Source organism: Streptomyces ossamyceticus (assembly GCF_001418475.1).
Classification (GTDB): Bacteria; Actinomycetota; Actinomycetes; order Streptomycetales; family Streptomycetaceae; genus Streptomyces; species Streptomyces ossamyceticus.
Map to the genome: position 1 here is coordinate 1 of NZ_LIQX01000535.1, position 19,959 is coordinate 19,959.

Annotated in this window: 15 protein-coding genes and 1 pseudogene; 15 read left to right on the forward strand and 1 reads right to left on the reverse strand. The window is 70.3% G+C overall.

Annotation, left to right across the window (positions count from 1 at the left end; translation table 11 throughout):
* From AOK15_RS32220 to AOK15_RS32285, 14 genes are all read left to right on the forward strand, one after another.
* Nucleotides 1–1,295: peptidoglycan D,D-transpeptidase FtsI family protein (locus AOK15_RS32220; RefSeq protein WP_055521859.1), on the forward strand; the 1,295-nt coding region annotated here is incomplete at its 5' end.
* A gap of 82 nt (nt 1,296–1,377) precedes the next feature.
* Nucleotides 1,378–3,054 (forward strand): UDP-N-acetylmuramoyl-L-alanyl-D-glutamate--2,6-diaminopimelate ligase, encoded by a 1,677-nt coding sequence (locus AOK15_RS32225; protein ID WP_185093768.1) that lies wholly within the window; start codon nt 1,378–1,380, stop codon nt 3,052–3,054.
* A gap of 4 nt (nt 3,055–3,058) precedes the next feature.
* Complete coding sequence (locus tag AOK15_RS32230; protein WP_055521861.1) at nt 3,059–4,474, forward strand: UDP-N-acetylmuramoyl-tripeptide--D-alanyl-D-alanine ligase; 1,416 nt, start codon at nt 3,059–3,061, stop codon at nt 4,472–4,474.
* Nucleotides 4,471–5,544, forward strand: coding sequence for a phospho-N-acetylmuramoyl-pentapeptide-transferase (gene mraY / locus AOK15_RS32235; protein ID WP_055521862.1), 1,074 nt, complete (start codon nt 4,471–4,473; stop codon nt 5,542–5,544). The genes AOK15_RS32230 and mraY overlap by 4 nt, the downstream gene beginning before the upstream one ends.
* Entirely contained in the window at nt 5,526–6,953 is a 1,428-nt protein-coding gene (gene murD / locus AOK15_RS32240; protein WP_055521863.1) for a UDP-N-acetylmuramoyl-L-alanine--D-glutamate ligase, read from the forward strand. Before mraY ends, murD begins: the two co-directional genes overlap by 19 nt.
* 94 nt (nt 6,954–7,047) lie before the next feature.
* Nucleotides 7,048–8,373, forward strand: a complete 1,326-nt coding sequence (gene ftsW, locus AOK15_RS32245) for a putative lipid II flippase FtsW (RefSeq protein WP_055521864.1) — start codon at nt 7,048–7,050, stop codon at nt 8,371–8,373.
* A gap of 33 nt (nt 8,374–8,406) precedes the next feature.
* Nucleotides 8,407–9,495, forward strand: a complete 1,089-nt coding sequence (murG, locus tag AOK15_RS32250; protein ID WP_055521865.1) for an undecaprenyldiphospho-muramoylpentapeptide beta-N-acetylglucosaminyltransferase — start codon at nt 8,407–8,409, stop codon at nt 9,493–9,495.
* A gap of 24 nt (nt 9,496–9,519) precedes the next feature.
* Entirely contained in the window at nt 9,520–10,323 is an 804-nt protein-coding gene (locus tag AOK15_RS32255) for a cell division protein FtsQ/DivIB (RefSeq protein ID WP_055521866.1), read from the forward strand.
* A 279-nt stretch (nt 10,324–10,602) separates the two neighbouring features.
* Nucleotides 10,603–11,793, forward strand: coding sequence for a cell division protein FtsZ (ftsZ, locus tag AOK15_RS32260; protein WP_055521867.1), 1,191 nt, complete (start codon nt 10,603–10,605; stop codon nt 11,791–11,793).
* Nucleotides 11,790–12,521, forward strand: a complete 732-nt coding sequence (pgeF, locus tag AOK15_RS32265) for a peptidoglycan editing factor PgeF (RefSeq protein WP_055521868.1) — start codon at nt 11,790–11,792, stop codon at nt 12,519–12,521. Before ftsZ ends, pgeF begins: the two co-directional genes overlap by 4 nt.
* Nucleotides 12,522–12,526: 5 nt before the next feature.
* Nucleotides 12,527–13,246 carry a YggS family pyridoxal phosphate-dependent enzyme gene (locus AOK15_RS32270; protein ID WP_055521873.1) on the forward strand — a complete coding sequence of 240 codons (720 nt, stop codon included), beginning with the start codon at nt 12,527–12,529 and terminating at the stop codon, nt 13,244–13,246.
* Nucleotides 13,247–13,374: 128 nt separating this feature from the next.
* A complete protein-coding gene (locus AOK15_RS32275; protein WP_055521869.1) occupies nt 13,375–14,007 on the forward strand; it encodes a cell division protein SepF in 633 nt (210 codons plus the stop codon).
* A 61-nt stretch (nt 14,008–14,068) separates the two neighbouring features.
* On the forward strand, nt 14,069–14,365 hold the full coding sequence (locus AOK15_RS32280; protein WP_055521870.1) for a YggT family protein: 297 nt from the start codon (nt 14,069–14,071) through the stop codon (nt 14,363–14,365).
* A gap of 46 nt (nt 14,366–14,411) precedes the next feature.
* The gene (locus tag AOK15_RS32285) at nt 14,412–15,632 is read left to right on the forward strand and encodes a DivIVA domain-containing protein (RefSeq protein WP_055521871.1); all 1,221 of its coding nucleotides are present in this window, start codon (nt 14,412–14,414) and stop codon (nt 15,630–15,632) included.
* 252 nt (nt 15,633–15,884) lie between these two features.
* Here AOK15_RS32285 and ileS read toward each other — a convergent pair whose 3' ends face one another.
* Complete coding sequence (gene ileS, locus AOK15_RS32290; protein WP_055521872.1) at nt 15,885–19,028, reverse strand: isoleucine--tRNA ligase; 3,144 nt, start codon at nt 19,026–19,028, stop codon at nt 15,885–15,887.
* Between the two features lie 637 nt (nt 19,029–19,665).
* Between ileS and AOK15_RS45290 the strand changes: the two are divergent.
* Nucleotides 19,666–19,959 (forward strand): annotated as a pseudogene (locus AOK15_RS45290) (TraR/DksA family transcriptional regulator); the annotation flags it as partial.

The following is a 19,959-nucleotide window of genomic DNA, read 5'->3' on the forward strand; positions in this document are numbered from 1 at the left end:
TGCTGCTCGATGCCGCCGCCGGGATACTGGGCTGGGTCAACGCCGAGGGCAAGGGCGGCGGCGGCATCGAGCAGCAGCTGAACCGCGATCTGTCCGGCAAGAACGGCAAGATCCGCTACGCCCAGTCCGGTGGACGTCTCGTACCCACCGCGGGCTCCGCCGAGACCCCCGCCGTGGCCGGCTCCGACATCGAGCTGACCATCGACCGCGACATCCAGTGGGCCGCGCAGAGCGCCATCACCGAGCAGGTGAAGAAGTCCAAGGCGGACCGCGGCTACGTGATAGTGCAGGACACCCGCACCGGCGAGATCCTCGCCATGGCCAACTCGCCCGGCTTCGACCCCAACGACCTCACCAAGGCGAACCCGGACGCCCTCGGCAACGCGGCCCTCCAGGACGCCTACGAGCCCGGCTCCACCGCCAAGGTCATGTCGATGGCCGCCGTACTGGAGGAGAACGTCGCCACCCCCGAGACGCATGTCACCGTGCCCAACCGGCTGCACCGCGGCGACCGCCTCTTCAAGGACGACATCGACCACCCGACCTGGTACCTGACGCTCAACGGCGTGCTCGCCAAGTCCAGCAACATCGGCACGATCCTCGCCACCGGCCAACTCGGCAGGAACCAGCGGGAGTCCAACCGGATCCTCTACTCCTACCTGCGCAAGTTCGGCATCGGCAGCTACACGGGGCTCGGCTTCCCCGGCGAGACCAGGGGCATCCTCGCCGCGCCCGGCGACTGGTCGACGTCGCAGCAGTACACGATCCCCTTCGGCCAGGGCGTCTCGATAAACGCCATGCAGGCGACCTCCGTCTACTCGACGATCGCCAACGGCGGCGTCCGCGTGGCGCCCACCCTCGTCCGTGGCACCAAGGGGCCCGACGGCCGCTTCACCCCCGCCCCGAAGCCGAAGAAGACCCGGGTCGTGAGCGAGAGGACGGCGAAGACCCTGGCCAGGATGCTGGAGTCCGTCGTGGACGACGAGGAGGGCACCGGCACCAAGGCCCGCATCCCCGGCTACCGGGTCGCGGGCAAGACGGGCACGGCGAACCGCGTGGATCCGGCCACCGGCAGATATCGCGGCTACACCTCGTCGTTCGCAGGCTTCGCACCCGCGGACAAGCCGCGGATCACCGTGTACTGCGCCATCCAGAACGCCACCAAGGGCAACTACTTCGGCGGCCAGATCTGCGGGCCCATCTACAAGGAGGTCATGGAGTTCGCCCTGAAGACCCTCCAGGTCCCGCCGACCGGCGCCGGACCCGCGAACCTGCCCGTCAGCTTCAAGCCGTGACCCGCCGCCCGGGCGACCCCCGACCCTCCTGACCTCTCCCTGATCCACCCACTGATCAGCGCAACCAGCCAGGAACGCACTCGTGACCATGATCACTCCCGACCCCGGGAACCACGCCGCCCCACCGCCTTCGCACAAACCCTCGCTTCGCTCCGGCGGGGGTGCGCCCGGTACGCTCACCGCCGTGCCACACGCTGATCAGTCCCAAACCACCCAGAAGGGCGTTTCCGTGACACATCCCGGACCGCCCAGGCCGGCCCAGGTCTCCGCCACACCCCTCGCGGAACTCGCCGGACACCTGGGTGCCGCGCAGCCGGAGACCGGGGAGGCCACCACCGGGGTCACGGGCATCACCCATGACTCCCGTGCCGTCCGCCCCGGCGATCTGTACGCCGCCCTGCCCGGCGCCCGGCTGCACGGCGCCGACTTCGTGAACCAGGCGGCCGGCCTCGGCGCCGTCGCCGTCCTGACCGACCCGACCGGGGCCGAGCGCGCCGCCGCCACCGGGCTCCCGGTCCTCGTCGTCGACGACCCGCGCGGACGGATGGGCGAGCTGGCGGCCACGATCTACGGCCGGCCCGGCCGCGACCTGCTCCAGATCGGCATCACCGGCACCTCCGGCAAGACCACCACCGCCTACCTCGTCGAGGGCGGCCTGCGCACGGTGCGCTCCACCGGGCTCATCGGCACCGTCGAGATGCGCATCGGCGACGAGCGCGTCAAGTCCGAGCGCACCACCCCCGAGGCCACCGACCTCCAGGCCCTCTTCGCCGTCATGCGCGAACGCGGCGCGGACGCGGTCGTCATGGAGGTGTCCAGCCACGCCCTGGTCCTCGGCCGGGTCGACGGCTGCGTCTTCGACGTGGCGGTGTTCAACAACCTCAGCCCGGAGCACATGGAGTTCCACTCCGACATGGAGGACTACTTCCAGGCCAAGGCGGGGCTGTTCACCCCGGAGCGCAGCAGGCTCGGCGTCGTCAACGTCGACGACGAGTACGGCCGCCGGCTCACCAAGGAGGCCACGGTCCCGGTCGTCACGTTCTCCGCCGAGGGTCACCCCGACGCCGACTGGCGCGCCGTGGACGTCGAGGTCGGCCCGATGGACTCGACGTTCACCGTGATCGGCCCGAAGGACGAGCGGATCACCGCGAGGTCGCCGCTGCCCGGTCCGTTCAACGTCGCCAACACCCTCGCCGCGATCGCCGCCCTGGCCGTCGCCGGGATCGACCCGCAGACCGCCGCCGACGGCGTCGCCGCCGTGCCGGGAGTACCGGGCCGCCTGGAGCGCGTGGACGCCGGGCAGCCCTACCTCGCGGTCGTCGACTACGCCCACAAGACGGACGCCGTCGAGTCGGTCCTCAAGGCCCTGCGCAAGGTCACCGAGGGAAGGCTGCACGTGGTGCTCGGCTGCGGCGGCGACCGGGACCGCACCAAACGCGCGCCGATGGGCGCCGCCATCGCCCGGTTCGCCGACACCGCCGTACTGACCTCCGACAACCCCCGCTCCGAGGACCCTCTCGCGATCCTCGCCACCATGCTCGAGGGCGCGGCCTCCGTTCCCTCCCACGAGCGCGGCGAGGTCCTCCTCTTCGAGGACCGGGCCGCCGCGATCGCCGCGGCCGTGGCCCGCGCGGAACCCGGCGACACCGTGCTGGTCGCGGGCAAGGGCCACGAGCAGGGCCAGGACATCGCCGGCGTGGTACGTCCCTTCGACGACCGCCAGGTGCTCCGCGAAGCTATCCAGCAGACCCAGGGATGAACTTGTGATCGCCCTCTCTCTCGCCGAGATCGCAGAAGTCGTCGGCGGGCAGACGCACGACATACCGGATCCGTCGGCGCTCGTCACCGGACCCGTCGTCCGGGACTCCCGTGAGGTGGAGCCCGGCAGCCTCTTCGTCGCCTTCGTCGGCGAGCGCGTGGACGGCCACGACTACGCGGCCGCGGTCGTCGAGGCGGGCGCGGCAGCGGTGCTGGCGTCCCGTCCCGTCGGCGTGCCCGCGATCGTCGTGGCCGACGTCCAGGCGGCCCTCGGTGCCCTCGCCCGCCATGTGGTGCGCGAACTCGGCACCACCCTCGTCGCCCTCACCGGCTCCGCGGGCAAGACCAGCACCAAGGACCTGATCGCCCAGGTGCTCCGGCGCAAGGCGCCGACGGTGTTCACGCCCGGCTCCCTCAACAACGAGATCGGGCTGCCCCTCACCGCGCTCAGCGCCACCGAGGAGACTCGCTTCCTCGTCCTGGAGATGGGCGCCCGCGGTATCGGCCACATCCGCTACCTCACCGGCCTGACCCCGCCCAAGGTGGGCCTCGTGCTCAACGTCGGCACCGCCCACATCGGCGAGTTCGGCGGCCGTGAGCAGATCGCGCAGGCCAAGGGCGAGCTGGTCGAGGCCCTGCCGCCGGCGAGCGAGGGCGGCGCCGCGATCCTCAACGCCGACGACCCCCTCGTCCGCGCGATGGCCTCCCGCACGAAGGCCAAGGTGGTCCTCTTCGGAGAGTCCGGCGAAGCGGACGTACGCGCAGAGAACGTACGGCTCACGGACGCGGGACAGCCCGCGTTCCGCCTTCACACACCCTCCGGTGCAAGTGATGTGACCATGCGCCTGTACGGTGAGCACCACGTGTCGAACGCGCTCGCCGCGGCCGCCGTCGCCCATGAGCTGGGCATGTCCGCGGAAGAGATCGCCACCGCGCTCTCCGAGGCGGGCTCCCTCTCCCGTTGGCGGATGGAGGTCACCGAGCGCCCGGACGGCGTGACGGTCGTCAACGACGCCTACAACGCGAACCCCGAGTCCATGCGGGCCGCTCTGCGCGCGCTCGCAGCCATGGGCAAGGGGCGGCGGACCTGGGCGGTGCTCGGCAAGATGGCCGAGCTCGGGGACGAATCGCTCGCCGAGCACGACGCGGTCGGACGGCTCGCCGTCCGGCTCAATGTCGGCAAGCTCGTCGCGGTCGGGGGCAGGGAGGCCTCCTGGCTGCAACTGGGCGCATACAACGAGGGTTCGTGGGGTGAGGAGTCGGTGCACGTGTCCGACGCACAGGCGGCGATCGACCTGTTGCGCAGTCAGCTGCGCCCGGGGGACGTCGTGCTCGTGAAGGCGTCCCGGTCGGTCGGGCTCGAGAGTGTGGCGCAGGCGCTGCTCGACGGCGGCAACGAGGGTGAGGTTGCCGCGCGATGATGAATCAGATCCTGTTCGCAGGAGTCATCGGTCTCTTCCTGACGCTGGTCGGCACACCGCTGCTGATCAAGCTGCTGGCCCGCAAGGGCTACGGCCAGTACATCCGTGACGACGGCCCGCGCGAGCACGCCAGCAAGCGCGGTACGCCGACCATGGGTGGTATCGCCTTCATCCTGGCGACGATCGTCGCGTACTTCCTGGCCAAGGTGATCTCGGGCCAGCCGCCGACCTTCTCCGGTCTGCTGGTGCTCGGCCTGATGGGCGGCATGGGCCTGGTCGGCTTCCTCGACGACTACATCAAGATCGTCAAGCGCCGTTCGCTCGGTCTGCGGGCCAAGGCCAAGATGGCCGGCCAGCTGATCGTCGGTATCGGCTTCGCGGTCCTCGCGCTGCAGTTCCCGGACGTCCGCGACCAGACGCCGGCCTCCACCAAGATCTCCTTCGTCCAGGACTTCGGCTGGTCCATCGGCCCGGTGCTGTTCGTGATCTGGGCGCTGTTCATGATCCTCGCGATGTCGAACGGCGTGAACCTGACCGACGGCCTCGACGGCCTCGCCACCGGTGCCTCCGTGCTCGTCTTCGGCGCGTACACGTTCATCGGCGTCTGGCAGTTCCAGGAGTCCTGCGCCAACACGCAGACCCTGACCAACCCGGAAGCCTGCTACGAGGTACGTGACCCTCTCGACCTCGCGATCGTCGCCTCCGCCCTGATGGGCGCCTGCCTCGGCTTCCTGTGGTGGAACACCTCGCCCGCGAAGATCTTCATGGGCGACACCGGTTCGCTGGCCCTCGGCGGCGCGCTCGCCGGTCTCGCGATCTGCTCCCGCACCGAGCTGCTCCTCGCGCTCCTCGGCGGCCTGTTCGTCCTCATCACCATGTCGGTCGTCATCCAGGTCGGCTCGTTCAAGCTGACCGGCAAGCGCGTCTTCCGCATGGCACCGCTCCAGCACCACTTCGAACTCAAGGGCTGGTCCGAGGTCCTGGTCGTGGTCCGCTTCTGGATCATCCAGGGCATCTGCGTGATCGTCGGACTGGGCCTCTTCTACGCGGGATGGGCGGCCGACAAGTGACCGACTGGCAGGGCAGGCACGTCACCGTCGCCGGGCTCGGCGTCTCCGGCATCCCCGCGGCCAAGGTCCTGCACGGCCTCGGCGCCGCCGTCACGGTCGTCAACGACGGCGACGACGAACGCGCCCGGGCCCAGGCCGCCGAGTTGGAGGCGCTCGGCATCACCGTGCGCCTCGGTGACGGCGCCACCCTGCCCGAGGGCACCGACCTCGTCGTCACCGCGCCCGGCTGGAAGCCCGACAAGCCGCTGTTCACCGCCGCCCGCGAGGCGGGCCTGGAGATCTGGGGCGACGTCGAGCTGGCCTGGCGCCTGCGCGGCCCCGACGCGGCGCCCTGGCTCGCCGTCACGGGCACCAACGGCAAGACCACGACCGTCCAGATGCTCGCCTCGATCCTGAAGGCGGCGGGGCTGCGCACCGCCGCCGTCGGCAACATCGGGGTCTCGCTCCTGGACGTCGTCCTCGGCGACGAGCAGTACGACGTGCTGGCCGTGGAGTTGTCCAGCTACCAGCTCCACTGGGCGCCCTCCCTGCGCGCCCACTCCGCCGCCGTCCTGAACCTCGCCCCCGACCACCTCGACTGGCACGGCTCCATGGAGGCGTACGCCAAGGACAAGGGCCGGGTCTACGAGGGCAATCGGATCGCCTGCGTCTACAACGTGGCCGACAAGGCGACCGAGGATCTGGTGCGCGAGGCGGACGTCGAGGAGGGCTGCCGGGCCATCGGGTTCACGCTCGGCACCCCGGGCCCGTCCCAACTCGGCGTCGTCGACGGCATCCTGGTCGACCGGGCCTTCGTCGAGAACCGCCAGAAGAACGCCCAGGAGCTCGCCGAGGTCTCCGACATCGACCCGCCGGCCCCGCACAACGTCGCCAACGCCCTCGCCGCGGCCGCCCTCGCCCGCGCCTTCGGTGTGCCCGCCAAGGCCGTACGGGACGGCCTGCGGGCCTTCACCCCGGACGCCCACCGCATCGCGCACGTGGCCGACCTGGACGGCGTCACGTACATCGACGACTCCAAGGCCACCAACACCCACGCCGCGCAGGCCTCGTTGGCGGCCTACGAGTCGATCGTGTGGATCGCGGGCGGACTCGCCAAGGGCGCCACCTTCGACGAGCTCGTCGCCGGGGCGGCGAAGCGGCTGAGGGGCGTCGTGCTGATCGGCGCGGACCGCGCGCTGATCCGCGAAGCGCTCGCGCGACACGCCCCCGAAGTGCCGGTCGTGGACCTCGACCGGACAGACACTGGGGCGATGCTCGCGGCGGTTCGCGAGGCACGGGCGCTCGCACAGGCGGGCGACACGGTGCTGCTGGCACCGGCCTGCGCGTCGATGGACATGTTCGTCAACTACAACAGGCGCGGGGACGCGTTCGCGGAGGCAGTGCGCGAACTCGCCTCCGCGGACGGCTGACCGGCCCGCCCGTGCCTGGCGGCGGAGCTGGGCGAACCTGGGAGGGAACGCGTGACACGGATGTCGCCGGTGCGCCGCGGGAAGGGCGCCCCCGATGCCCAGTAGCCGTACCGGCCGCCCTCCCGTCCAGCGCCTCACCCGCAGGCCGCCCGTCCCCCGCCCGTCCCGCGAGAACCCCGTACGCCGGCTCCACACACGGGCGCGGCGGGCCTGGGACCGTCCGCTGACCGCGTACTACCTGATCCTCGGCGGCAGTCTGCTGATCACCGTGCTCGGCCTGGTGATGGTCTACTCGGCCTCGCAGATCACGGCGCTGCAGAAGTCGCTGCCGGGGACCTTCTTCTTCCGCAAGCAGTTCCTCGCGGCCTCCATCGGCGCCCTGCTGCTGCTCGTGGCCTCGCGTATGCCGGTGAAGCTGCACCGGGCACTGGCGTACCCGATACTGGCCGGCTGTGTCTTCCTGATGGCCCTGGTACAGGTGCCGGGGATAGGGCAGTCGATCAACGGCAACCAGAACTGGATCGCCGTCGGCGGCTCGTTCCAGATCCAGCCCAGCGAGTTCGGCAAGCTGGCGCTGGTGCTGTGGGGGGCCGATCTGCTCGCCCGCAAGGAGGACAAGCGGCTGCTGACCCAGTGGAAGCACATGCTGGTGCCGCTGGTGCCGGTGGCGTTCATGCTCCTCGGGCTGATCATGCTCGGCGGCGACATGGGCACCGCGATCATCCTGACGGCCATCCTGTTCGGCCTGCTGTGGCTGGCCGGCGCGCCGACCAGGCTGTTCGTGGGCGTGCTGTCCGTCGCCGGACTGATCGGCTTCGTCCTGATCAGGACCAGTGAGAACCGTATGGCCCGGCTCGCGTGCATCGGTGCCACGGAACCGGGGCAGGGGGACACCTGCTGGCAGGCCGTGCACGGCATCTACGCCCTCGCCTCGGGCGGAATCTTCGGCTCGGGGCTCGGTGCCAGTGTGGAAAAATGGGGCCAACTCCCGGAAGCGCACACCGACTTCATCTTCGCCGTCACCGGTGAGGAACTGGGCCTCGCGGGGACGCTGTCGGTGCTCGCCCTCTTCGCGGCTCTAGGCTATGCGGGTATCCGCGTGGCCGGACGCACGGAGGACCCCTTCGTCAGGTATGCCGCGGGAGGCGTGACCACCTGGATCACCGCTCAAGCGGTGATCAACATCGGTGCGGTGCTCGGTCTGCTGCCGATCGCCGGAGTCCCGCTCCCGCTGTTCTCCTACGGGGGTTCCGCCCTGCTGCCGACCATGTTCGCCATCGGGCTGCTGATCGCCTTCGCACGCGACGAGCCCGCTGCGCGGGCGGCGCTTGCGATGCGGCAACCTCGCTTTGGTAGAAAGCGGGGCGGCGGCCCTTCGGGGCGGCCCGGGAGATGGAACACGATGCGACGGCGCGCCTGAACGGCGTGTTCGTCCGGAGAGCGGTGAATTTCGGTGCATGTCGTCCTCGCCGGTGGCGGAACCGCCGGTCACATCGAGCCCGCGCTCGCCCTCGCGGACGCCCTGCGCAGGCAGGACCCGACCGTGGGCATCACGGCCCTGGGCACGGAGCGCGGCCTTGAGACACGCCTCGTCCCCGAGCGCGGCTACGAACTCGCGCTGATCCCCGCCGTACCCCTGCCACGCAAGCCCACGCCCGAGCTGATCACCGTGCCCGGCCGGCTGCGCGGCACGATCAAGGCGACCGAGCAGATCCTGGAGCGCACCAAGGCGGACTGCGTCGTCGGCTTCGGCGGCTACGTCGCCCTGCCCGGCTACCTCGCCGCCAAGCGCCTCGGGGTGCCGATCGTCGTCCACGAGGCCAACGCCCGCCCCGGCCTCGCCAACAAGATCGGCTCCCGGTACGCGGCCCAGGTCGCCGTCTCCACCCCGGACAGCAAGCTGCGCGACTCCCGCTACATCGGCATCCCGCTGCGCCGCTCCATCGCCACCCTCGACCGCGCCGCGGCGCGCCCCGAGGCCCGCGCCCTGTTCGGCCTCGACCCGAACCTGCCGACGCTGCTGGTCTCCGGCGGCTCGCAGGGCGCCCGCCGCCTCAACGAGGTGGTCCAGCAGGTCGCGCCGTACCTCCAGCAGGCGGGGATCCAGATCCTGCACGCGGTCGGCCCGAAGAACGAACTGCCGCAGGTGCACCAGATGCCGGGGATGCCCCCGTACATCCCGGTACCGTACGTGGACCGGATGGACCTCGCGTACGCCGCGGCCGACATGATGCTCTGCCGCGCGGGCGCGATGACCGTCGCCGAGCTCTCCGCCGTCGGGCTCCCGGCCGCGTACGTCCCGCTGCCCATCGGCAACGGCGAACAGCGGCTGAACGCCCAGCCGGTGGTCAAGGCGGGCGGTGGACTGCTGGTCGACGACGCGGAACTGACCCCCCAGTGGGTCCAGCAGAACGTCCTGCCCGTGCTCGCCGACCCGCACCGGCTGTACGAGATGTCCCGCGCCGCCAGCGAGTTCGGCCGCCGGGACGCCGACGACCTGCTCGTCGGGATGGTGTACGAGGCGATCGCGTCGCGCCGCTAGGGCCGCGACAGAAGGCAGGGGAGCGTGGCCGGACCGACCACCGCCGAACGCGGCGCGGACGACGATCTGGACTCCGGCCCGCTTCCACGACGCCGCCGACGGCTGCCCGGCCCGCGGGCCCTGATCGCCGCCGCGGTCGCTCTGGTGCTGCTCGGCGGGGTCTCGGTCTGGGCCCTGTACGGCTCGTCGTGGCTGCGGGCCGAGCGGGTCTCCGTGTCGGGCACCCGGGTGCTCACCGAGGCCCAGGTGCGCGAGGCGGCCGAGGTGCCCCTCGGGGAGCCGCTGATTTCCGTGGACATCGAAGCGATCGAGTCGCGATTGCTGGAGAAATTGCCCCGAATCGACTCGGTTGAGGTCATTCGTTCCTTGCCTCATGGAATCGGGCTGAAAGTCACCGAACGTACTCCGGTCCTGATTGTCGAAGCCCCCGGAAATTCGGGCAAGTACGTCGAAGTCGACGCGAAGGGTGTTCGTTTCGCCACCGTTTCGCGTGCCCCGAAGGGTGTTCCCGTCCTGGAACTGGCGCTGTCCCGTCCGGGGTCCTCCGCCGCCAGTCTGCGGCGATTCGGCGAGGACCGGCTCGTGCGTGAGGCGGTGCGGGTCGCGGGTGACATTCCGGCCGCGGTCGCGCCGGACACCCTGGTCGTCGAGGTCCGCTCCTACGACTCCATCGTGCTGAAGCTGATCGGGGACCGCACCGTCGCCTGGGGGAGCGCGGAGAAGGGGCGGGCGAAGGCCCGTGCACTCAGCGCGCTCATGAAAGCCGCCCCTGACGCGGGGCACTTCGACGTGAGTGTCCCCACGGCGCCTGCGTCATCAGGGAGTTGACGCATATCCGTGCAGGCCAGCACCCTGGTTGGGCACCGCTACGGCTGATCACATAGGGTGAAAAGAAAAACGGGAGGTTCGGCGTGTTCGTTGAACGTGCGCCACTTGTCGACTTAGTGTCCTGTTCGGAAGAGTCCAAGGAACAGACACACTGGTAACCCTAAACTTCAGCGTTAGGGTTCGGGTCGGCGTTCGGACCGTCCCACTTCGGCATCAGTCGTCGGATCGCGGGTACCCCGCGAGGCGGCGACACGTAACTCGAGGCGAGAGGCCTTCGACGTGGCAGCACCGCAGAACTACCTCGCAGTCATCAAAGTCATCGGTGTCGGCGGCGGTGGTGTCAATGCCATCAACCGGATGATCGAGGTCGGTCTCAAGGGCGTCGAGTTCATCGCCATCAACACCGACGCGCAAGCTCTGTTGATGAGCGACGCCGACGTCAAGCTCGACGTCGGCCGTGAACTCACCCGCGGACTCGGCGCCGGCGCCAACCCGGCGGTCGGCCGCAAGGCCGCCGAGGACCACCGCGAGGAGATCGAGGAGGTCCTCAAGGGGGCCGACATGGTCTTCGTGACCGCCGGCGAGGGCGGCGGCACCGGTACCGGCGGCGCGCCCGTCGTGGCCAACATCGCCCGCTCGCTGGGCGCCCTCACCATCGGCGTGGTCACCCGCCCCTTCACCTTCGAGGGCCGCCGCCGCGCCAACCAGGCCGAGGACGGCATCGCCGAGCTCCGTGAAGAGGTCGACACCCTCATCGTCATCCCGAACGACCGGCTGCTGTCCATCTCGGACCGCCAGGTCTCGGTGCTGGACGCGTTCAAGTCGGCCGACCAGGTCCTGCTCTCCGGTGTCCAGGGCATCACCGACCTCATCACCACGCCGGGCCTGATCAACCTTGACTTCGCCGACGTCAAGTCCGTCATGTCCGAGGCCGGCTCCGCCCTCATGGGCATCGGCTCGGCCCGCGGCGACGACCGCGCTGTGGCCGCCGCCGAGATGGCGATCTCCTCGCCGCTGCTGGAGGCCTCCATCGACGGCGCCCGCGGGGTGCTGCTCTCCATCTCCGGCGGGTCCGACCTCGGTCTCTTCGAGATCAACGAGGCCGCCCAGCTGGTCAGCGAGGCCGCCCACCCCGAGGCCAACATCATCTTCGGCGCGGTCATCGACGACGCTCTCGGCGACGAGGTCCGGGTCACGGTCATCGCGGCCGGCTTCGACGGCGGGCAGCCCCCGGCCAAGCGGGACAACATCCTCGGCTCGGCCGCGGCCAAGCGCGATGAGCCCGCCCCGGTGCGGGCCGCCGAGGCCCGCCCGTCCTTCGGCTCGCTCGGCAGCGTCAAGCCGAAGGAGGAGTCGGCGCCCGCACCGGAGCCGGTGAGCGAGGTGCCCGTCGCCCCGCCGGTCCCGCCGTCCCGGTCCTACACGGACAGCGCGGCGGAGGAGCTGGACGTACCGGACTTCCTCAAGTGATAGGACAGCGCGAGAACGTGAGCGGCGCGCACTTCGCCTTCACCGACAGGTGGGGCGGGGTGAGCGCCGCTCCGTATGAGGAGCTCAATCTCGGCGGGGCGGTCGGGGACGACGCCGCCGCCGTGACGACCAACCGGGAACTGGCCGCGAAGTCGCTGGGCCTAGACCCCGGCCGGGTCGTCTGGATGAACCAGGTGCACGGCGCGGACGTCGCGGTGGTCGACGGACCGTGGGGCTCCACCGCCGACATCCCCTCCGTCGACGCGATCGTCACCACCGGGCGCGGTCTCGCGCTCGCGGTGCTCACCGCCGACTGCGTACCCGTCCTGCTGGCCGACCCTGTCGCCGGGGTCGCGGCCGCCGCCCACGCGGGCAGGCCCGGAATGGTCGCCGGGGTCGTCCCCGCCGCCGTCAAGGCCATGATCGAACTCGGCGCCGACCCCGCGCGGATCGTCGCCCGCACCGGCCCCACCGTCTGCGGCAGCTGCTACGAAGTGCCCGAAGCCATGCGCGCCGACGTGGCCGCCGTGGAGCCGACGGCGTACGCCGAGACCAGTTGGGGCACGTCCTCCGTGGATGTGAGCGCCGGAGTGCATTCCCAGCTGGAGCGACTGGGGGTGCACGACCGGGAGCAGTCGCCGGTGTGCACGCTGGAGTCGCGCGACCACTTCTCGTACCGCCGCGACCGCGCCACGGGGCGACTCGCGGGATATGTCTGGCTGGACTGATGGGCATGACCGACCGTAAGGCACAACTCGCCGCGAATCTGGCGAAGGTGGAGGGTCGCATCGCGGCGGCGTGCGCGGCCGCGGGGCGGGGGCGTGAGGAGGTGACCCTGATCGTGGTCACCAAGACCTATCCCGCGAGTGATGTGCGGATCCTGTCGGAGCTCGGTGTGCGCCACGTCGCCGAGAACAAGGACCAGGACGCGGCCCCCAAGGCGGCCGAGTGCTCGGATCTGCCCCTTGTGTGGCACTTCGTGGGGCAATTGCAGACCAACAAGGTCCGTTCTGTGGTGCGTTATGCGGATCTCGTGCAGTCCGTCGACCGTTCCCGGCTCGTCACGGCGCTGTCGAAGGAGGCGGTCCGGGTCGGACGCGAGGTGGGGTGCCTCATCCAGGTCGCCCTCGACGCGGACGAGAGCGGCCGGGGGGCGCGCGGCGGTGTCGGGCCGGACGGGATCGCGGAGTTGGCCGATCTCCTCGCCGACTCCCCGGGGGTGCGGCTCGATGGTCTGATGACCGTAGCGCCGCTCACCGGCGAGTATGCCGGGCGCCAACGCGAGGCCTTCGGGCGGTTGATGGATTTGTCGACCGACCTGCGCCGCGCCCATCCGGCTGCGAACATGGTCTCCGCAGGGATGAGTGCGGACCTCGAGGAGGCCGTGGCGGCAGGTGCGACACATGTGCGCGTCGGCACTGCGGTACTCGGAGTCCGTCCCAGGCTCGGGTAACGTCGCCAAGAAGTCGGACCACAGCAGAAAATATGGTCATTCCGTCGAAGGGCGGCGCAACGACCTCGTGGATCGCGGGCACTTGGGAAGTCGTCAGTCGATCCACCACAGAGCGGAGGACTCAGAGCATGGCCGGCGCGATGCGCAAGATGGCGGTCTACCTCGGCCTCGTGGAGGACGATGGGTACGACGGCAGGGGATTCGACCCCGATGACGACTTCGAGCCCGAGCTCGACCCCGAGCCCGAGCGGGACCACCGGCGCCATGAGCCGGTGCACCAGTCACATCAGTCCCAAAGGGATGAATCGGTGCGAGTGGTGCAGCCTCCGGCGCAGCGCGAGCCGGTGGCGCACGCCACTTCGCTCCCCGCGGAATCGGTGCGACCCGCCCGGATCGCACCCGTGGCGTCCATCACACAAGACCGTTCCAGCCTGGAGAAGAACGCACCGGTGATCATGCCCAAGGTCGTGTCCGAACGGGAGCCGTATCGGATCACGACGTTGCACCCGCGGACCTACAACGAGGCCCGTACCATCGGGGAACACTTCCGTGAGGGCACCCCGGTGATCATGAATCTGACTGAGATGGACGACACAGATGCGAAGCGACTTGTCGACTTTGCGGCAGGTTTGGTGTTTGGTCTTCACGGCAGCATCGAGCGGGTGACGCAGAAGGTGTTCCTGTTGTCGCCTGCTAACGTCGATGTCACGGCGGAGGACAAGGCCCGCATCGCAGAGGGCGGGTTCTTCAACCAGAGCTGAGACGCACCACCCGGAAACAGCAGTACAGGCAGCACGGAACGGGGAGAGGGAAACACCGGACATGAGCGTGGTCTTGACGATCCTCTACATCGCGCTGACGGTGTTCTTCATCGTGCTGATCTTCCGGTTGGTCATGGACTACGTCTTCCAGTTCGCCCGCTCATGGCAACCCGGCAAGGCGATGGTGGTCGTTCTGGAGGCCACCTACACTGTCACTGATCCACCGCTCAAGCTTCTGCGGCGGTTCATTCCGCCGCTGCGTCTCGGGGGCGTGGCGCTCGACCTGTCCTTCTTCGTGCTGATGATCATCGTTTTTATCCTGCGCACGCTAGTGGCCAGCGGGATGGGAACGGTGTGAGAGATGCGGTCTTGCCGAATGCCGACGACTACGTTGAGGTGAAGAGATGCCGTTGACCCCCGAGGACGTGCGGAACAAGCAGTTCACGACCGTCCGCCTCCGAGAAGGCTATGACGAGGACGAGGTCGATGCCTTCCTCGATGAGGTCGAAGCCGAACTGACGCGCTTGCTTCGTGAGAACGAGGACCTGCGCGCCAAGCTCGCCGCGGCCACGCGTGCTGCTGCCCAGAATCAGCAGAACATGCGCAAGCCCCCCGAGCCGCAGGACCAGCAGCAGGGTGGCATGCAGCAGGGCGGCATGCCGCAAGGTGGCATGCAGCAGGGCGGAATGCAGCAAGGTGGCATGCAGCAGCAGGGCATGCGAGGACCCGGCGCTCCCGTACCCGCTGGGATATCGGGCCCGCCGCAGCAGATGGGGGGCCCCATGGGTGGCCCGCCCCAGCTGCCGAGCGGTGCGCCGCAGCTGCCTGCCGGCCCCGGTGGCCAGGGGCAGCAGGGTCCCGGACCGATGGGTCAGGGGCCGATGGGCCAGGGCCCCATGGGGCAGGGCCCGATGGGTCAGCCCCAGATGGGGCAGGGCCCGATGGGCGGCCAGCCGCCCATGCAGCAGATGGGTGGTCCGATGGGCGGCCCCATGGGTGGTCCGATGGGCGGACCCGGTCAGGGCCCGGGCGGCGACAGTGCCGCGCGTGTGCTCTCGCTGGCCCAGCAGACCGCCGACCAGGCGATCGCCGAGGCCCGTTCCGAGGCCAACAAGATCGTCGGCGAGGCCCGTAGCCGCGCCGAGGGTCTGGAGCGGGACGCCCGTGCCAAGGCCGACGCCCTGGAGCGGGACGCGCAGGAGAAGCACCGCGTCGCGATGGGCTCCCTGGAGTCCGCCCGCGCCACGCTGGAGCGCAAGGTCGAGGACCTGCGCGGCTTCGAGCGCGAGTACCGCACGCGTCTGAAGTCCTACCTGGAGTCGCAGCTGCGTCAGCTGGAGACCCAGGCGGACGACTCGCTGGCCCCGCCGCGCACTCCGGCGACCGCGTCGCTGCCGCCGTCCCCGTCGCCGTCCATGGCGCCGGCCGGTGCGAGCGCGCCGTCGTACGGCGGCCAGGGCATGGGTGGCGCCCCGGCGCCGGCCGCGCCCTCCTACGGCGGTCAGCAGCAGATGTCCCCGGCCATGACCCAGCCGATGGCTCCGGTCCGGCCGCAGGGTCCGTCGCCGATGGGGCAGGCTCCCTCGCCGATGCGTGGCTTCCTCATCGACGAGGACGACAACTGATCATCACCGGCACGCCATAGGCGTCGGCAGCGTTCAGGGCGGGGCCCCGGATCTCTCGGTCCGGGGCCCCGCCCTTGTGCTATGTGCGTTCGGGGGTGTCGGGGACGGTTGTTCGCGGGTGGGGCGTGTGTCCTGCGCACACCACGCCGAAGGCCCGGTGGACACCGCTCAGGCGGTGTCACCGGGCCTTCGGTCGTGATCGGCGCCGCGGCTCGGAGCGGTCGGCTGCGAGCCGGGCGGTTCAGCGGGGCGTCACGCCTTGCGGAGGCGGAACGTCAGGGTCAGGGCCTCGTCCGTGAACGGGGCGCCGTAGGTGTCGTCGGCCTCCCCGGTGGCGAAGTCCGTCGCGAGGACCTCGTCGGCGATCAGCCCGGCGTGTCCGGTGAGCGCGTCGACCACTGCCTCGTCGGTGGCGGTCCAGCGCAGCGCGATGCGGTCGGCCACGTCGAGGCCGCTGTTCTTGCGGGCCTCCTGGATCAGGCGGATCGCGTCACGGGCGAGGCCCGCCCGGCGGAGCTCCTCCGTGATCTCCAGGTCCAGGGCCACCGTCGCACCCGAGTCGGAGGCGACCGACCAGCCCTCGCGCGGGGTCTCCGTGATGATCACCTCGTCCGGTGCCAGGGTGATCGTCTCGCCGTCGACCTCGACCGACGCCGTGCCCTCACGCAGGGCGAGGGAGAGGGCGGCGGCGTCCGCGTTCGCCACGGCCTTGGCCACGTCCTGGACGCGCTTGCCGAAGCGCTTGCCCAGCGCGCGGAAGTTCGCCTTGGCGGTGGTGTCCACCAGGCTGCCGCCGACCTCGCTCAGCGAGGCGAGCGAGCTCACGTTCAGCTCTTCCGTGATCTGGGTGTGCAGCTCGGGGTCCAGGGAGTCGAACCCGGTGGCGGCCACCAGGGCGCGGGACAGCGGCTGGCGGGTCTTGACGCCCGACTCCGCGCGCGTGGCGCGGCCCAGCTCCACGAGGCGGCGGACGAGCACCATCTGCTTCGACAGCTCCGGGTCGATGGCGGTGAGGTCCGCCTCCGGCCAGGACGCCAGGTGCACGGACTCCGGGGCGCCGGGGGACACCGGCACGATCAGGTCCTGCCAGACCCGCTCGGTGATGAACGGGGTCAGCGGGGCCATCAGCTTGGTGACGGTCTCGACGACCTCGTGCAGGGTGCGCAGCGCGGCTTTGTCGCCCTGCCAGAAGCGGCGGCGTGAGCGGCGGACGTACCAGTTCGACAGGTCGTCCACGAACGCGGAGAGGAGCTTGCCGGCGCGCTGGGTGTCGTACGCCTCCAGCGACTGCGTCACCTGGTCGACGAGGGCGTGCAGTTCGCTCAGCAGCCAGCGGTCCAGGACGGGGCGGTCGGCGGGGGCCGGGTCCGCCTCGGACGGCGCCCAGTTCGTCGTACGGGCGTACAGGGCCTGGAAGGCGACCGTGTTCCAGTACGTGAGGAGGGTCTTGCGGACGACCTCCTGGATGGTGCCGTGGCCGACGCGGCGGGCCGCCCAGGGGGAGCCGCCGGCCGCCATGAACCAGCGGACCGCGTCGGCGCCGTGCTGGTCCATGAGCGGGATGGGCTGCAGGATGTTGCCGAGGTGCTTGGACATCTTGCGGCCGTCCTCGGCGAGGATGTGGCCGAGGCACACGACGTTCTCGTAGCTGGACTTGTCGAAGACCAGGGTGCCGACCGCCATCAGCGTGTAGAACCAGCCGCGGGTCTGGTCGATGGCCTCGCTGATGAACTGGGCCGGGTAGCGGCTCTCGAAGAGCTCCTTGTTCTTGTACGGGTAGCCCCACTGCGCGAACGGCATCGAGCCCGAGTCGTACCAGGCGTCGATGACCTCCGGGACGCGGGTGGCGGTGGCGGCGCAGCCGCCCTCGGGGCACGCGAAGGTGACCGCGTCGATGAACGGGCGGTGCGGGTCCAGCTCCGACTGGTCGGTGCCGGAGAGCCGGCTCAGCTCCTCGCGGGAGCCCACGCAGGTGAGGTGGCCCTCCTCGCAGCGCCAGATCGGCAGCGGGGTGCCCCAGTAGCGGTTGCGGGACAGCGCCCAGTCGATGTTGTTGTTCAGCCAGTCGCCGAAGCGGCCGTGCTTGACCGTGTCGGGGAACCAGTTGGTCTTCTCGTTCTCCTGGAGGAGGCGGTCCTTGACGGCGGTGGTGCGGATGTACCAGGACGGCTGCGCGTAGTAGAGGAGCGCGGTGTGGCAGCGCCAGCAGTGGGGGTAGCTGTGCTCGTACGGGATGTGCTTGAACAGCAGGCCGCGGGTCTGGAGGTCCTCGGTGAGCTTTTCGTCGGCCTTCTTGAAGAAGACGCCGCCGACCATCGGGACGTCCTCCTCGAACGTGCCGTCCGGGCGGACCGGGTTGATCACCGGCAGGCCGTACGCCCGGCACACCTTGAGGTCGTCCTCACCGAAGGCGGGGGACTGGTGGACCAGACCCGTGCCGTCCTCGGTGGTCACGTACTCGGCGTTCACCACGAAGTGGGCGGGCTCGGGGAACTCCACGAGCTCGAACGGACGTTGATAGGTCCAGCGCTCCATCTCGGCGCCGGTGAAGGACTGGCCGGTGGTCTCCCAGCCCTCGCCGAGCGCCTTGGCGACGAGCGGCTCGGCGACGACGAGCTTCTCGGTGCCGTCCGTGGCGACCACGTAGGTGACCTCGGGGTGGGAGGCGACCGCCGTGTTGGACACCAGCGTCCAGGGCGTGGTCGTCCACACCAGGAGCGCGGCCTCGCCCGCGAGCGGACCGGAGGTGAGCGGGAAACGGACGTACACCGAGGGGTCGACGACCGTCTCGTAGCCCTGCGCAAGCTCGTGGTCCGACAGGCCGGTGCCGCAGCGGGGGCACCAGGGGGCCACGCGGTGGTCCTGGACCAGCAGGCCCTTGTTGAAGATCTCCTTCAGCGACCACCAGACGGACTCGATGTACTCGGGCTCCATGGTCACGTACGCGTCGTCGAGGTCGACCCAGTAGCCCATGCGGGTCGTCAGGTCGGAGAACGCGTCGGTGTGGCGGAGCACGGACTCACGGCACTTGGCGTTGAACTCGGCGATGCCGTATGCCTCGATGTCCTTCTTGCCGTTGAAGCCGAGCTCCTTCTCGACCGCCAGCTCCACCGGCAGGCCGTGGCAGTCCCAGCCGGCCTTGCGGGCCACGTGGTAGCCGCGCATGGTGCGGAAGCGGGGGAAGACGTCCTTGAAGACGCGGGCCTCGATGTGGTGGGCGCCCGGCATGCCGTTGGCGGTGGGCGGGCCCTCGTAGAACACCCATTCGGGGCGACCCTCGGACTGCTCCAGGCTCTTGGCGAAGATCTTCTGCTCGCGCCAGAAGTCGAGCACCGCGTGCTCGAGCGCGGGCAGGTCGACCTGGGCGGGCACCTGGCGGTACGTCGGCTCTGTCATGAGCGAGCTTCCTCCAACGGACTTGCTGCCTTCCGTCGGAGGGACGAGAGCCTTCATCCTGCGTACGCCGTGTGCGGCGCGCTCCCGCGGTACCACCCTCCTTGGCCCGTCGTCGCGTCGTACGCCGTGACGAGCCCTCTCATTGAGGTCGCGATGCCGGGTCTACTGGCCGCGCCCCGAGGGTCTCGGCGTTCTTCCGGCGGCTCCGGGGTGATCTTCACGTCGCGCTCGCCCCCGGGCTTCCACCGTCCCCGGGTCGCTCTTGGCTGCGTACGGCGCTACTCGTCCCCATCCGCGCTTTTCGCTGCGCCCAGTGTACGGCGCCGGGCGGACAGCGGCCGACCGGTTTTGCGGCGCCCCCGGAGGGGCCGGAGGGGCCTTGGGCGGGCTCGGCGGCCGGGTGACGCGGTGACCTGCGGGGTGACCCGAATGGAGTGGCCCGGACGTCCGGGTCCCGGGACCCGCGACGGGGCGGAATACCCGGCGAGGAGCTGGGCACAACGCTTGCAGGCTCGCCGCGTGACGGTCGCGGGGCGGCCGGAATGTGTGGTGTGCCCCGTTGCCGCGGGACTCGGGTCGATTTATCGTCCCAGCACGATTCGCGTGCAAAATCACAATATGTGAAGGGGCCGCGGCCATGGTGGCGAAGGATGTGAGCGGCAAGAAGCGGGTCCCCGCGACCCCGGGAACGAAGGCGGCCACCAGCAGGACGAGCGCCCGGAAGACGGACGCCGAGGGAACGACGGCGGAGAAGGGAGCCGCGAAGACCGCCGCGGTGGGGCCGAGGTCCGGCGCCGAGGAGGAGGGCACCCCTGGTGCCGGGGCCGTGCGGGTGACGAAGAAGAAGGCCGCTGGTACGGGCGCGGCGAAGAGGGGTCCGGGGAAGAAGACCGCGGCGGGGAAGACCGAAGGGAAGAAGGCCGAGGGGAAG